The organism is Acinetobacter sp. YH12117 (assembly GCF_013418865.1).
GTDB classification, from domain to species: Bacteria; Pseudomonadota; Gammaproteobacteria; order Pseudomonadales; family Moraxellaceae; genus Acinetobacter; species Acinetobacter indicus.
The window spans coordinates 46,331-60,932 of sequence record NZ_VPBF01000011.1 but is presented as its reverse complement, the minus strand read 5'-3'; the positions used below and the strand labels follow the sequence as shown (position 1 = coordinate 60,932).

Annotated in this window: 11 protein-coding genes and 2 pseudogenes; all 13 read left to right on the top strand. The window is 47.2% G+C overall.

Translation table 11 applies throughout. The annotated features are described in order from the left end of the window. Positions 1-356 precede the first annotated feature (356 nt). The gene (locus FTU55_RS06030; RefSeq protein WP_180046500.1) at positions 357-2,138 is read left to right on the top strand and encodes an acyl-CoA dehydrogenase C-terminal domain-containing protein; all 1,782 of its coding nucleotides are present in this window, start codon (positions 357-359) and stop codon (positions 2,136-2,138) included. A gap of 79 nt (positions 2,139-2,217) precedes the next feature. Continuing rightward, entirely contained in the window at positions 2,218-3,393 is a 1,176-nt protein-coding gene (locus FTU55_RS06025) for a thiolase family protein (protein WP_171062587.1), read from the top strand. Between the two features lie 117 nt (positions 3,394-3,510). Continuing rightward, complete coding sequence (locus tag FTU55_RS06020; RefSeq protein ID WP_180046498.1) at positions 3,511-5,007, top strand: succinate CoA transferase; 1,497 nt, start codon at positions 3,511-3,513, stop codon at positions 5,005-5,007. 131 nt (positions 5,008-5,138) lie between these two features. Then, positions 5,139-5,594: pseudogene (locus FTU55_RS06015) on the top strand (IS3 family transposase); the annotation flags it as partial. 41 nt (positions 5,595-5,635) lie between these two features. Beyond that, positions 5,636-5,758: pseudogene (locus FTU55_RS06010) on the top strand (VF530 family DNA-binding protein); the annotation flags it as partial. A 664-nt stretch (positions 5,759-6,422) separates the two neighbouring features. Further along, complete coding sequence (gene ribBA / locus FTU55_RS06005) at positions 6,423-7,538, top strand: bifunctional 3,4-dihydroxy-2-butanone-4-phosphate synthase/GTP cyclohydrolase II (protein ID WP_016658863.1); 1,116 nt, start codon at positions 6,423-6,425, stop codon at positions 7,536-7,538. Positions 7,539-7,557: 19 nt separating this feature from the next. Next, positions 7,558-8,028, top strand: coding sequence for a 6,7-dimethyl-8-ribityllumazine synthase (gene ribE / locus FTU55_RS06000; protein WP_005181338.1), 471 nt, complete (start codon positions 7,558-7,560; stop codon positions 8,026-8,028). Positions 8,029-8,032: 4 nt separating this feature from the next. Next, the gene (gene nusB, locus FTU55_RS05995) at positions 8,033-8,482 is read left to right on the top strand and encodes a transcription antitermination factor NusB (protein ID WP_005181335.1); all 450 of its coding nucleotides are present in this window, start codon (positions 8,033-8,035) and stop codon (positions 8,480-8,482) included. 16 nt (positions 8,483-8,498) lie between these two features. Beyond that, positions 8,499-9,416, top strand: a complete 918-nt coding sequence (gene thiL / locus FTU55_RS05990; protein WP_104505833.1) for a thiamine-phosphate kinase — start codon at positions 8,499-8,501, stop codon at positions 9,414-9,416. 22 nt (positions 9,417-9,438) lie between these two features. Next, positions 9,439-9,915, top strand: coding sequence for a phosphatidylglycerophosphatase A (locus FTU55_RS05985; protein ID WP_104472366.1), 477 nt, complete (start codon positions 9,439-9,441; stop codon positions 9,913-9,915). Positions 9,916-9,933: 18 nt separating this feature from the next. Further along, positions 9,934-11,298, top strand: coding sequence for a bifunctional UDP-N-acetylglucosamine diphosphorylase/glucosamine-1-phosphate N-acetyltransferase GlmU (gene glmU, locus FTU55_RS05980; protein ID WP_180046496.1), 1,365 nt, complete (start codon positions 9,934-9,936; stop codon positions 11,296-11,298). A 12-nt stretch (positions 11,299-11,310) separates the two neighbouring features. Beyond that, the gene (glmS, locus tag FTU55_RS05975; protein WP_180046494.1) at positions 11,311-13,149 is read left to right on the top strand and encodes a glutamine--fructose-6-phosphate transaminase (isomerizing); all 1,839 of its coding nucleotides are present in this window, start codon (positions 11,311-11,313) and stop codon (positions 13,147-13,149) included. 56 nt (positions 13,150-13,205) lie between these two features. Next, a complete protein-coding gene (locus tag FTU55_RS05970) occupies positions 13,206-14,576 on the top strand; it encodes a phosphomannomutase CpsG (RefSeq protein WP_180046492.1) in 1,371 nt (456 codons plus the stop codon). The last annotated feature ends 26 nt before the right edge of the window (positions 14,577-14,602 follow it).

The window sequence follows — 14,602 nt, the reverse complement described above, 5'->3', positions numbered from 1 at the left end:
TAGAGATCAACTTTGCTAAATAAAATTCCATTTTCAGCATAATTATTTTATTGTTTCAGCACATCAAGTGAAATCATTATTCGGTTTAAGACCGTCCTGGCAAAGGATTATAACGGTGAATAAAGAATCATTTTAAGCCTGCTTGGTTCAGTAAATAACGGTGACATGAAGCTTTGGTTTTTAAATTTTATGTCGCTTATTTAGTTGAATGAGATTTACTGCTGGATTAATTCGAGATGATGACTTTCGATTGATATGCATTGATTGAAGTAAAATCATAAAAAAGATTTTCATTAATCAATGATTATAAAACGCTCAGCAACAGAATTGAGTATCACCAGTTAAGGAATGTAAGAATGCCTATTTATAATGCGCCGCTAAAAGACATGGAATTTATTTTAAATGATGTGTTTCAAGCTGAACAATTTTGGCAAGGTAATGAAAATCTTGCACATTTAGATATGGCAACTGCAAATGCAATTCTGGAAGAGATGGCCAAATTTTCCAAGAATGTCATTCTTGACCTGAATCGTCCTGCGGATGAAGAAGGTGGTGCTCAGTTTAAAGATGGTGAAGTGACCACACCTACAGGCTTTAAAGATGCCTTTAAGCAGTTTGCTGAAGGTGGCTGGGTAGGTTTAGGTGCCAGTGAAGAATGGGGCGGGCAGAATATGCCAAAAATGCTGACCGTGCTGGCCGATGAAATGATCTGGAGTACCAATCCATCATTTATGCTTTACCCGCTGTTAACCGTGGGTGCAGGCATGGCGATTAATGATCGTGCTTCACAAGAACAGAAAGAAACCTATTTACCAAAATTCTATACGGGCGAATGGTCGGGCACCATGTGTCTGACTGAGCCACATTCGGGTACTGATCTTGGCATAATCAAAACCAAGGCTGAACCCAATGAAGATGGCAGCTATAACATCAGTGGCACCAAAATCTTTATTACCAGCGGTGAACATGACCTGAGTGAAAATATCATTCATCTGGTGCTGGCGAAAACACCAAATGCACCCGCCGGTTCACGTGGGATTTCCCTGTTTATTGTACCGAAATTTCTAGTGAATGCAGATGGTTCACTCGGTGAACGTAATGCAGTATCTGCGGGTTCAATCGAACATAAGATGGGAATTAAAGGCTCGGCGACCTGCGTCATGAACTTTGATGGTGCCAAAGCTTATATGGTCGGTAACGAAAATGAAGGACTGGCCGGCATGTTCGTGATGATGAACTACGAACGCCTGTCGATGGGAATTCAGGGCATTGGCGCGGCAGAATTTGCTTATCAGAATGCGGCACAATATGCGACAGACCGTTTACAGGGACGCGCCTCGACCGGTGCGAAATCACCGGAAAAACCAGCCGATTCGATTCTGGTACATGGTGATGTGCGCCGGATGTTGCTGAATGTGCGCGCCAACAATGAAGCATCTCGTGCCTTTGCTGTCTATGTCGGTCAGCAGCTGGATATCACCAAATATTCGACCGATGCTGAAGCTGTGCGTAAAGCGACCGACCGTGTGGCTCTGTTAACCCCAATTGCCAAAGCATATCTGACTGATAAAGCATTGGATTCTGCACTGGAAGCGCAAATGTGCTTCGGTGGTCATGGTTATATCCGTGAATGGGGTATGGAACAATGTATTCGCGATCTGCGCATTTCACAGATTTATGAAGGCACCAATGGTGTACAGGCAATTGACCTGATTGGCCGTAAAACCACCAAATGTAAAGGTGCTTATATTGCAGAGTATATCGCTGAAATCCGCGAGTTCGCCCAAGGTCTGGATGATTCATTGACGGTTAAAGCGGCGACATTAGAGACCTGTCAGCAACTGGAAGACATCACCGGCTTTATCCTCGAGCAGTCTCAACTGAATCCGGACTTTGCCAACTCGATTGCGGTCGATTATCTGCATGCGGTGGGTTTGCTCAGCTTTGTGTATATGTATGCGCGTATCAGCAAAGCTGCATCAACGAAAGACGATAGCTATTTCCAGAACAAATTGGTACTGGCGAACTATTATGTCGCCAAAATTCTCCCGGATTTGAGTGCCCGAATTCAACGTATTCAGGCAGGTGCAGAACTGGTCATGCAATTACCTGAAGACTATTTCACTGCACAGGCTTAAACCGGCAAATATTGCGAAGGACAAACACTGCAGAGCTGCTACTGTGCGGTGTTAAATAACAATGATGAAAAAGGATGAGATTAGAATGATTGTAATTGTAGAAGCTGTACGTACCGCAATGGGCGGTTTTCAAGGCTCACTTTCAAGCTGTACGGCGCCTGATTTGGGTGCTGTGGCGATCAAGGAAGCTGTAGCTCGTGCAGGTTTAACTGCAAACGATATTGATGAAGTAATTATGGGCTGTGTACTGCCGGCGGGTTTAAAACAGGGCCCGGCACGTCAGGCCATGCGTCAAGCCGGCTTACCGGATTCAACAGGCGCCACCACGATCAATAAAATCTGTGGCTCAGGCATGAAAGCGGTGATGCAGGCAGCAGATGCAATCAAAGCGGGTTCGGCTGAAATTGTGGTCGCAGGTGGCATGGAATCTATGTCTAATGCGCCATATTTGATGGACAAGGCACGTGCCGGTTTCCGTATGGGACATGGCAAAGTCACGGATCACATGTTCCAGGAAGGTCTGGAAGATGCAGAAACAGGTCTGTCGATGGGAATTCTGGCACAGGAAATGGCAGATAAAAAAGGCTATACACGCGAACAGCAGGACGATTATGCCATTGGCTCATTAAACAAAGCGGTGACGGCTGTTCAGCAAGGCTTCTTTAAAGATGAAATCGTAGCAGTCACTGTCAGTAACCGTAAAGGCGATGTGGTGGTTGAGCAGGATGAACAGCCTTTAAATGCCAAAGCGGACAAAATTCCAAGCTTGCGTCCAGCCTTCAAAAAAGACGGAACCATTACCGCAGCAAATGCCAGTTCAATTTCAGACGGTGCTTCAGCACTGGTGGTCACCTCTAGTGAAATTGCTGCACAGCGTAACTTAAAACCGCTGGCTAATATTTTGGCCTATGCCAGCCATTCGCAGCATCCTTCGGAATTCACCATTGCACCTGTCGGTGCGATTGAAAAAGTCCTGAAAAAAACCGGTTGGGATGCCGCTGATGTGGACCTCTGGGAAATTAATGAGGCTTTTGCCATGGTGACGATGCTAGCCATTGATGGCTTTAAACTGGATACTGCAAAAGTCAACATCAACGGTGGCGCATGTGCGCTCGGTCATCCACTGGGGTCTTCTGGTTCCCGTATTATTGTGACCTTGATTCATGCCTTAAAACGTACTGGTGGCAAGAAAGGTATTGCCGCACTGTGTATCGGTGGCGGTGAAGCAACTGCGATTGCAGTGGAACTGGTTTAAGTCCAGCCAAAATTCAATGCTCGAATTAGCAAAATTAATTATTGATTGATTTAGACGCTAATGCTCTTGGTTCATCAGGAGCAGATGCCTCTTTATTTTATATTTTTGAGATTTTTTATGAAGGGTTTAGAGCGCATTCGTTTGCTCCGATTACAAGATAAAGTCGTATCTGTCGAAAAAGCACTACAACTGATTCAAGATGGCGATGTAGTTGGTTTAAGTGGTTTTGGGGGGGCAGGTGAAGCGAAAACTGTGCCTTTGGCCTTGGCTGAATATGCACAGAAGTATCCAATTCATATTACCTTGGCGACAGGTGCAAGTCTGGGGAACCGGATTGATGGAAAACTCAATGAAGCACATGTCATAACCCGCCGTTATCCTTATCAGGCAGATCCTTCTTTACGTAAAGCGATTAATGCCGGTGAAGTGATGTATGTCGATCAGCATCTCTCTGAACTGGCCGATAATATCCGTCATAAAAACTTGCCAGCGATTAATGTGGCTGTAATTGCTGCAACTGCGATTACTGAAGACGGTCAGATTATTCCGACAGGCTCTTGCGGAAATTCTGCAAATTTCATCGAAATGGCAGATCGGGTCATTATTGAAATTGATATGACGATTAATCCCGCGCTAGAAGGTGTTCACGATATCTATGTACCTCAAGCGCGCCCAAACCGCGAGCCAATTCCTCTGACTCAAGCCAGTGACAAAATTGGAACAATCGGGATTCATGTTGCACCTGAAAAAATTTCTGCGATTGTCATCAATGAGATTCCAGACACTTCCTTTGGCATGGACGAACCGGATCAAGAAACGCTGGCGATTGCCAGTCACCTGATTCATTTCTTTGAACAGGAAGTGGCAGCAGGGCGTTTACCTGAAAATCTGGGGCCGCTGCAATCCGGTGTGGGCTCCGTGGCCAATGCGGTCTTTGCCGGCTTCGAACATTCCAATTTCAATAATCTGGAAATGTATTCTGAAGTCTTGCAGGATTGCACTTTCCAGCTTATCGATTCAGGCAAGATGGCCTTTGCTTCAGGTTGCTCCATGACCCTGACCGATGACTGTGCCGCACGAGTGATGAACAATTTTGATCGATACAAAGATAAAATTGTCTTGCGTCCACAGGAACTTTCCAATAATCCTGAACTGATTCGCCGTCTCGGGATTATTGCGATTAATACAGCACTTGAGTTTGATATTTACGGAAATGTGAATTCAACCCATGTTACTGGAACCAAGATGATGAACGGCATTGGAGGCTCGGGAGATTTTACCCGTCATGCGCATATTGCCATCTTTGTGACCAAATCCTATGCCAAAGGTGGTGCGATTTCTTCAGTCGTTCCCCTAGTCAGCCATACCGACCATACCGATCATGACGTTGATATTCTGGTGACTGAGCAAGGTTTGGCAGATCTGCGTGGTTTGGCACCGCGTGAACGTGCCCGCAAGATTATCGATATCTGTGCTCATCCAGATTACCGTGATAGTTTAAATTATTATTTTGAACGTGCCTGCGCGCGTGGTGGTCAGACACCACATTTATTGAATGAAGCTTTGTCTTGGCATGCCCAATTTGAAGAAACCGGTTCAATGAAAACCGCTTAATACGTTTAATCGCGTTGATCATTAAATAAAGCCCGTTGTATACGGTAATGCCAGTCAGTTAAGAGATTGACTGGCTTTTTCTTGGGTATTTTTGAGGTTTTCCTTTTACAACCCTTGGATAACTCCTCAATACCGCCTTTATTATTGATGTGTTCTCACGAGCAATTGTTGGATGGAAAGTATCTACACGGATGAATACAGATATGGTGCTTGATGCATTAGAACAAGCATTGCACGATCGAGGCATGCCAAAGAATGTGATTCATCATTCCGATAGAGGTGTTCAATATCTTTCCATTCGCTATACCAATCGTTTAGAAGCTGCAAATTTACGAGCATCAGTCGGTACAACTGGTGATTCATACGATAATGCTCTGGCTGAAACGGTGAATGGCTTATACAAAACAGAGGTGATTGAATATTTAAAAGCAGATTGGCAAGGTTTAGCAGATGTACAACTTGCGACACTAAACTGGGTAGATTGGTTCAATAAAAAGCGTGTACACAGTGCACTGGGTTATGTATCGCCTTTTGAGTTTGAAGCAATATACTATGATAAGATTAACCCGTTAGGTCAGGTGGCCTAGCTTAAATAAAAAAGTCTCCGACAAACCCGGTACGGTTCAGTTTTTGCATAGACCCAAGTGTTAAATCATCATTGCGATTCTTGCGTACCACACCATGGGCACGTGAAAAAGTAGAAAGCTTATATTTGTACGTCTTACGCCAAAAGGCAAAACAGAAACCGTAGCCCCAGGCAACACCCCTCTCATTATAAAATTATACCAGTCAGTAAAACACTCTTAGATTAAGCATATGAATGTTGGTTATTATTGTTGATTATCACAATAAATTAGTGACCAAAAATCAAAGTACCCCACCCTACCTTAAATTACACCATACAAAATAAAAACTCTATATAACTGTTATATATAGAGTTTATTAAAATACCAATTATGTTATTTAGTGTATTTTATGTCGGTGACCTTGCCAAGGTTGGGGTCGCGAGTTCGAGTCTCGTTTCCCGCTCCAAATTCAAAAAGCCCTGATCGAAAGATTGGGGCTTTTTTTATTGCCCATTCTAAAATTTTTGAACCTCACCCCAAGCCTGTTCGCCATTCCTGTTTTATCTGGCTGATTTAAATCGTAGTCTAAATATATAAAAGCGTTTTTAAAAAACTCCCAGTTTTTACGGGCTGCTGTTTATATTTTTATACAGATCAATTGCTTAAATATTCTGCACAATTCAAGCTTTTTCCAGACGCCGGCCCTTTTCAAGCCAGCAACCACTGTGTATAACAATGAAGCAGACCGGGAAACGGATAAGCATAGGCAAAACCTACGAAAAAGCGTTAGACTATGCCACAATTAATGTCATGAAAATGTCCGTTGAGACAAAAAGAAGGTGAAGGTTGATGCCGCTCAATACAGTTGAAGAGCTCGTAGCAGATATCCGTGCAGGAAAAATGGTTATCTTGATGGATGATGAAGATCGTGAAAATGAAGGCGATTTAGTCATGGCTGCCACGCATGTTCGCCCGGAAGACATCAACTTTATGATTACCCATGCCCGCGGTCTGGTCTGCCTGACCCTAAGCCGTGAGCGTTGCCAGCAGTTAAACCTGCCACTCATGGTCGATGCCAACGGTGCCCAGCATGGCACCAACTTTACCCTGTCGATTGAAGCCGCAGAAGGCATCACCACCGGAATTTCCGCGGCTGAACGTGCGCATACTATTCGTACTGCGGTTGCTGCTCATGCCAAACCGGCCGATATTGTCCAGCCGGGTCATATTTTCCCGCTGATGGCACAACCAGGTGGTGTGCTGCACCGCGCCGGTCATACTGAAGCCGGCTGTGACCTGTCCCGTTTGGCCGGTCTAGAGCCAGCATCAGTGATTTGTGAAATTATTAAAGAAGATGGCACCATGGCGCGCCGTGCCGATCTGGAAGTGTTTGCCGAAAAACACGGTCTGAAAATGGGCACCATCGCCGACCTGATCCATTACCGCATGACCAATGAACAAACCGTTGAGCGTCTGGATCAGCAAAGCATTGATACCGAATATGGCAGCTTTGACCTGTATCGTTACCGTGAACTGGGTAACCCGGATATTCATCTGGCGCTGGTCAAAGGTGAGCCAAAAGATGGCGTGACCACCGTTCGCGTGCATGGTTTTAACCCAACCCGTGACCTGCTAAAACTGAACAAGCAGGATGGTGAACCGGCCTGGAATCTGGACCGTGCCTTAAAAGAAATTGCCAATAGTGATCGTGGCGTATTGGTCTGGATTGGCCAGCGTCATCTGCAGGATTTAGGTCCGGCACTGGACAGCTTAAATGCACCGAAGAAAAGTAAATCCAATGCGGCGCTGTCTCAGCAGTATCAGACCATTGGTGTCGGTGCACAGATTTTACGTGATTTAGGTGTTGAAAAAATGAAGCTGCTCAGCTCGCCATTACGTTTCAATGCCTTGTCCGGCTTTAACTTGGAAGTGGTGGAATACGTCACCGCACAACAAACAACTTAAGAAATCATCGAGGTTTGCTATGGCAGTTCGCCGTATTGAAGGTATGTTACATCTCGCGAGCGAAGGCCGTTACGCGATTTTAGTTGGTCGTTTTAATAGCTTTGTGGTGGAACATTTGCTGGAAGGTGCCATCGACACATTGAAACGTCATGGTGTATCAGAGGATAATATCACTGTTGTTCATGCACCAGGGGCGTGGGAACTTCCGGTTGTTGCGAAAAAACTGGCAGCATCTGATCGTTTCGATGCCATTATTGCACTGGGCGCGGTGATTCGTGGCAGTACGCCTCACTTCGACTTTGTTGCAGGCGAATGTGCCAAAGGTTTAGGCGTGGTTGGCCTGGACACTGGCTTACCGGTCATTAACGGTGTATTGACTACGGATAGTATCGAACAAGCGATTGAACGCTCGGGTACAAAAGCAGGTAATAAAGGTAGCGAAGCTGCTTTAACTGCAATTGAAATGGTTAACTTGTTAAAGGCTATTTAACGCTATGTCGCAAACACTTCAAGCAACTTATGCAGCAAAACGTAAAGCACGTCGTTTTGCTGTACAAGGAATTTATGAATGGCAGATGAGCCACAATCCGGTGCACGAGATTGAAGCACGCACGCGTGTCGAAAATGCCATGCACAAAGTGGATCTCGGCTATTATCATGAATTGTTGACTCAAGTGGTTGCCAATCATGAAGCATTGGATGCGCTCTTAATCCCTGTGCTTGACCGCGAAATTGATGCCCTTGACGGCGTTGAACTCGCAACCCTTCGTCTGGGCGCCTATGAATTGAAAGAACATCTGGAAATTCCATACCGCGTGGTTTTAGACGAAGCCATTGAGCTGGCAAAACATTTTGGCGGTGCAGACAGCCATAAATACATTAACGGTGTTCTTGACCGTTTGGCCAGCTCATTACGTGCAGCAGAAAAACAGCAATCTAAATAATTGACAGATTGATGCGATGGCTGAGTTTTCCATTATTGACACCTATTTCAATCGGCAGCACGGCAGTTCTGTCGACTTAGGTGTTGGTGATGACTCAGCCGTGCTGACTCCTCCCCCACAGCAACAGCTGGTGATTTGCGCCGACACGCTGGTTGCTGGACGACACTTCCCATTAGATACTGATCCACATGCCATTGGCTGGAAATCTGTTGCAGTCAATCTCTCCGATATTGCTGCCATGGGTGCCACGCCGCACAGTATTCTACTGGCCTTGAGCCTACCCCAAATTGATCACGACTGGCTGAAAGCCTTTAGCCAGGGTCTGTATGATTGCTGCGATCAATTTGGGGTGCGCTTAATTGGTGGAGATACCACCCAAAGTCCGCATTTAACCTTATCCGTGACCGCCTTGGGCTGGATAGATACCGGTCAGGCGATTACCCGCGCCGGTGCCCAGCCTGGCGACTATATCTGTGTCAGCGGCACCGTCGGTGATGCCGCCTTTGGCCTGAAGCATCCAGGTCATGCACTGCAGCAGCGTCTGGATTATCCAACCCCGCGCTGCGAACTGGGCCAGCAACTGAAAGGTCTGGCCTCGAGCATGATTGATGTTTCGGATGGTCTGGCCCAAGACTTGGGGCATATTCTTAAAGCCTCAAAGGTTGGCGCCACCCTAGATCTGGATCTGTTACCGCTTAGCGATACTCTGCGTCATTTACCTGACACACAGCGCTGGCAATATGCGCTGGCTGGCGGCGATGACTATGAACTGTGCTTTAGCATCAGCCCGCAGCATTTTGAACAACTTTTACAACAACCGCTGAATGTCCGCGTTACCAAGATTGGACAAATTCATGCAGCACCCGAACTTCATTTTGTGCAGAATGGCGTAGATCATTCGCTCCAATTCCAGGGATACCAACACTTTGCCTAAACCTGCCATTCATTTTAAAGCGATGAGCTGGCCCGACCGCCTGGTTGTCTTCTGTGGGGTCGGGTTTGGATCAGGCCTGTTACCCAAAGCTCCCGGCACCTTCGGCTCGGCTTTTGCGCTGCTATTTATTCCGCTGTGGCTGTGGCTTGGTTTTGCCTATTCAGTTGTGGCGATTCTGCTGATGTCACTGGTCGGGATTTATATCTGCGGGCAAACCGCACGGGTGATGGGCGTCCATGATGATGGCCGTATTGTTTGGGATGAATTTGCCGGACAGTCGATTACCTTTTTACCGCTGATCTATTTTGGCCAGATGAATACGATGTGGGTCATTGCAGGCTTTGCCCTGTTCCGGCTGTTTGATGTCTGGAAACCCTGGCCCATCCGGGTGATTGACCGTCAGGTCGATGGCGGCTTTGGCATTATGCTGGATGATCTGATTGCCGGACTCTGGGCAGCAATCTGTATTTTAATTTATCTTTATTTTATTTTGGTTTAGCAATAACTAGGATTATACATGTCTACCACCGTGATTATTCTTGCCGCAGGGAAAGGAACGCGTATGCGCTCCAGCCTTCCGAAAGTGCTTCAACCCCTTGCAGGACGCCCGCTTCTGGGTCACGTGATTGAAACGGCACAACAATTACAAGCAGATAATATTATTACCATTTATGGCCATGGCGGCGAACAGGTACAACAGGCCTTTGCCCATGAAACGGTTCAATGGGTGGAACAGGCCGAGCAGCTCGGGACCGGACATGCGGTCCAAATGGCGCTGCCGGTACTGGGTCAAGATGGTGTTTCAATTATTCTATCCGGTGATGTGCCGTGCATTAGCCAGGCCACCTTACAGCAACTGGTCGAGGCCAGTCAGGCTACCGGTATTGGTCTGGTCACGCTGACCCTGCCAGATGCGACCGGTTACGGCCGTATTGTACGTGACAATGGCCAGATTCAGGCCATTGTTGAACATAAAGATGCTTCTGAGGCCCAGCGCCAGATTCAGGAAATCAATACCGGCATTTACTGCGTCAGCAATGCCAAACTGCATCAGTGGTTACCAAAACTGTCCAATGACAACGCACAGGGCGAATACTACCTGACCGATATTGTGGCCATGGCCATTGCCGATGGCATGCAGGTGGCTTCGGTTCAGCCGGAACGTGCCTTTGAAGTCGAAGGTGTCAATGACCGGGTGCAACTGGCCGCCTTGGAACGTGAATTCCAGAACTTCCAGGCCAAACAGTTAATGCAGCAAGGCGTGCATCTGATTGATCCAAGTCGCTTCGACTTACGTGGTTCACTCAAAGTAGGTCAAGACGTACGTATTGACATCAATGTGATTATTGAAGGTGAAGTCGAGCTCGGCGATCGCGTTGAAATTGGCGCAGGCTGTGTGATTAAAAACAGCAAAATTGCGGCCGGCACCAAAGTTCAGCCGTACAGCGTCTTTGAAAATGCTGTTGTCGGTGAAGATGTACAGATTGGTCCATTTGCCCGCTTGCGTCCGGGTGCAGTGCTGGCCAATGAGGTGCATATTGGCAACTTTGTTGAAGTCAAAAACACCCAAATTGGTGTCGGCTCCAAAGCCAATCACTTTACCTATTTAGGCGATGCAGAAGTCGGTGCCGGTTCCAATATTGGCGCAGGCACCATTACCTGTAACTATGACGGCGCCAATAAATTCAAAACCATCATTGGCGATGCGGCTTTCATTGGCTCAAACAGCTCGCTGGTGGCACCAGTAACCATTGGCAACGGCGCAACGGTGGGTGCCGGCTCGGTAATTACCCGTGATGTGGCTGACCATAGCCTGGCCTTTGAACGCTCAAAACAGTTGAGTAAAGATAATTATCAACGTCCCCAAAAACTGAAAAAATAAGAGGAAAAGATTATGTGTGGTATCGTCGGTGGCGTTGCAGAACGTAATATTAGCAATATCCTGATTGAAGGCTTAAAGCGTCTGGAATACCGGGGCTATGATTCTGCCGGTCTGGCGCTAATCAATGGCGGTCATGTATTACGTGAACGTCGTGTCGGGAAAGTGGCCAATCTGGAACAGGCAGTTATTGAAGCCGAATTAACCGGTTCGTTGGGGATCGCACATACACGCTGGGCGACTCATGGCAAGCCAACTGAAAATAATGCCCATCCGCATATTTCAGGCAATGTGGCGGTGGTGCATAACGGAATTATTGAAAACTTCCAGGAACTCAAAGATGATCTGGAAGCGCTTGGTTATGTATTTACCTCGCAAACCGATACCGAAGTGGTTGCGCATCTGGTCAATGATGCCCTGAAATCCACCCCAAGTTTACTGGAAGCAGTGAAACAGGTGGTGCCGCAGCTCAAAGGCGCCTATGCACTCGGTATTATCCATACCGACCACCCGGATGAGCTGATTACCGTTCGTGAAGGTTCACCACTGGTGATTGGTGTCGGGATTGGCGAGAACTTTATCAGCTCGGATCAGCTGGCGTTGTTGCCAATCACCAACCGCTTTATTTATCTGGAAGAAGGCGATATTGCCCGTTTAACCCGTGAAACCATCGAAGTTTTTGTTGATGGTCAGCTGGTGAACCGTCCGGTGAAAGAGCTGGATGCGACGGTCAGCAATGCCTCTAAAGGTGAATACAAGCACTACATGCTCAAAGAGATTTATGAGCAGCCAGAAGCCATTCAGCAAACCATCTCTCAGGCCTTAAATGGCAATGCGCTGCGTGAAGACTTTCTGGCCCAGGCCGAGCAGGACTTCGCCAACATCCAGCAAGTGCAGATTATTGCCTGCGGTACCAGCTACCATGCCGGCATGATTGCCAAGTACTGGTTTGAACAGCTGATTGATGTACCATGTCAGGTCGAAATTGCCAGCGAGTACCGCTATCGCGCACCGGTAATTGTTAACAACACCCTGTATATCTGTATTTCCCAATCGGGTGAAACCGCCGATACCTTGGCTGCACTACGCGATACCCAAAAACGTGCTGCAGCCAAAGCGCTAAACATCTGCACCATGGCAATTTGTAACGTAGCCACCTCATCAATGGTACGCGAAACCCATCACAGCCTGTTAACTTTGGCTGGACCGGAAATTGGCGTGGCATCAACCAAAGCCTTTACCACGCAACTGGCTGCGCTGATGCTGCTGATTCTGAAAATTGGTCAGGTCAAACAGAGCATTGCAGACAGGACGGTTACCGAGATTATCGCGGAATTGTGGCATACGCCAAAAGTGATTCTGGATACCCTGCAACATAACCCGGCGATTCTGCACTTATCCGAGCTGTTTGTGGAAAAGAACCACTGCCTGTTCCTCGGCCGTGGCACCCAGTTCCCGATTGCGCTTGAAGGTGCCCTGAAGCTGAAGGAAATTTCCTATATTCATGCCGAAGGTTATGCCGCCGGTGAACTGAAACATGGTCCGCTAGCCCTGGTCGACAATGAAATGCCGGTGGTGATTCTGGCACCAAAAGATGACATGCTGGATAAACTGAAATCCAACATGGAAGAAGTACAGGCCCGTGGTGGCGAGCTGTTTGTCTTTGCTGATGAGCACAGTGGCGTTAAAACCAAAGAGCGTCAGCATGTGGTACATATTCCATCAATCAGTGCGGTGCTGGCGCCAATTGTTTACAGTATTCCGGTCCAGCTGCTGTCCTATCATGTCGCGGTACTGCGCGGTACCGATGTGGATCAGCCACGTAACCTGGCCAAATCGGTGACGGTAGAATAAGCACAACAGAAAAAGGCTGGTTCACCGGCCTTTTTTCTTCTGCATGGAGAAAAATAATGACCCAACTGACTTGCTTTAAAGCTTACGATATTCGCGGCAAACTGGGCAGCGAACTGAATGAAGAGATTGCCTATAAAATTGGCCGTGCCTATGGCCAGATTTACCAGCCAAAAACTGTGGCGATTGGCTGCGATATCCGTTTAAGCAGTGAAGATTTAAAACAGGCCACCATCAAAGGCCTGAATGATGCAGGCGTCAATGTCCTTGATCTGGGCATGACCGGTACTGAAGAAGTCTATTTTGCCGCCTTCCATCTGGATGTCCAGGGCGGGATTGAAATCACTGCCAGTCACAACCCAATGGACTATAACGGCATGAAACTGGTGCGCGAGAATGCCCGTCCCATCAGTGCCGATACTGGCTTAAAAGAAATTCAGGCTTTAGCAGAAGCCGCTACATTTACCGAAGTCGCAGTTAAAGGAACCACCCAGTCCTACAATATTTTACCGGAATTTGTAGATCATCTGATGACCTATATTGATCCAGCCAAGATTCGCCCGATGAAGCTGGTGGTGAATGCCGGCAATGGTGCTGCTGGTCATGTGATTGATGCAATTGAAGACAAATTCAAGGCCCTGAATGTTCCGGTGGAGTTTGTCAAAATTCACCATGAAGCCGATGGCACGTTCCCGAATGGGATTCCGAACCCGATTCTGGTAGAAAACCGCGACAGCACCCGCGAGGCGGTACTGGCGCATGGCGCAGATCTGGGCATTGCCTGGGATGGCGACTTTGACCGCTGCTTCCTGTTTGATGAAAAAGGCCAGTTTATTGAAGGTTATTACATCGTGGGTCTGTTAGCACAGGCTTTCTTGTTGAAACAGTCCGGTGAAAAAATTGTGCATGATCCGCGACTGGTCTGGAACACCTTTGATGTGGTGGAACAGTATCAGGGCGAAGCAATCCAGTCCAAATCTGGGCATGCCTTTATTAAAGATGTGATGCGTGAGCACAACGCGGTTTATGGCGGAGAAATGAGTGCCCACCACTATTTCCGTGACTTTGCCTATTGTGATAGCGGCATGATTCCATGGCTACTGGCGATTGCGGTGCTGTCTGAAACCGGTCAATCCTTATCGAGTCTGGTTGAAGAGATGATTGCCAAGTTCCCATGCTCAGGTGAAATTAATTTTAAAGTGGCCGATACCCAAGCCACTATTCAAAAGATCTTTAAACACTATGCCGATCAGAACCCGGCCATTGACCAGACCGATGGTGTAAGTCTGGATTTTGGTGCCTGGCGTTTTAATGTACGGGCTTCCAATACCGAGCCATTATTACGTTTAAATATTGAAAGCCGCCGTGACCAGCAACCCAAACCAATGCAAGACTATGTCGATGAATTGACCCGTTTGATTCAGGCTTAATATAAAAAATGGAGCTCAACGCTCCA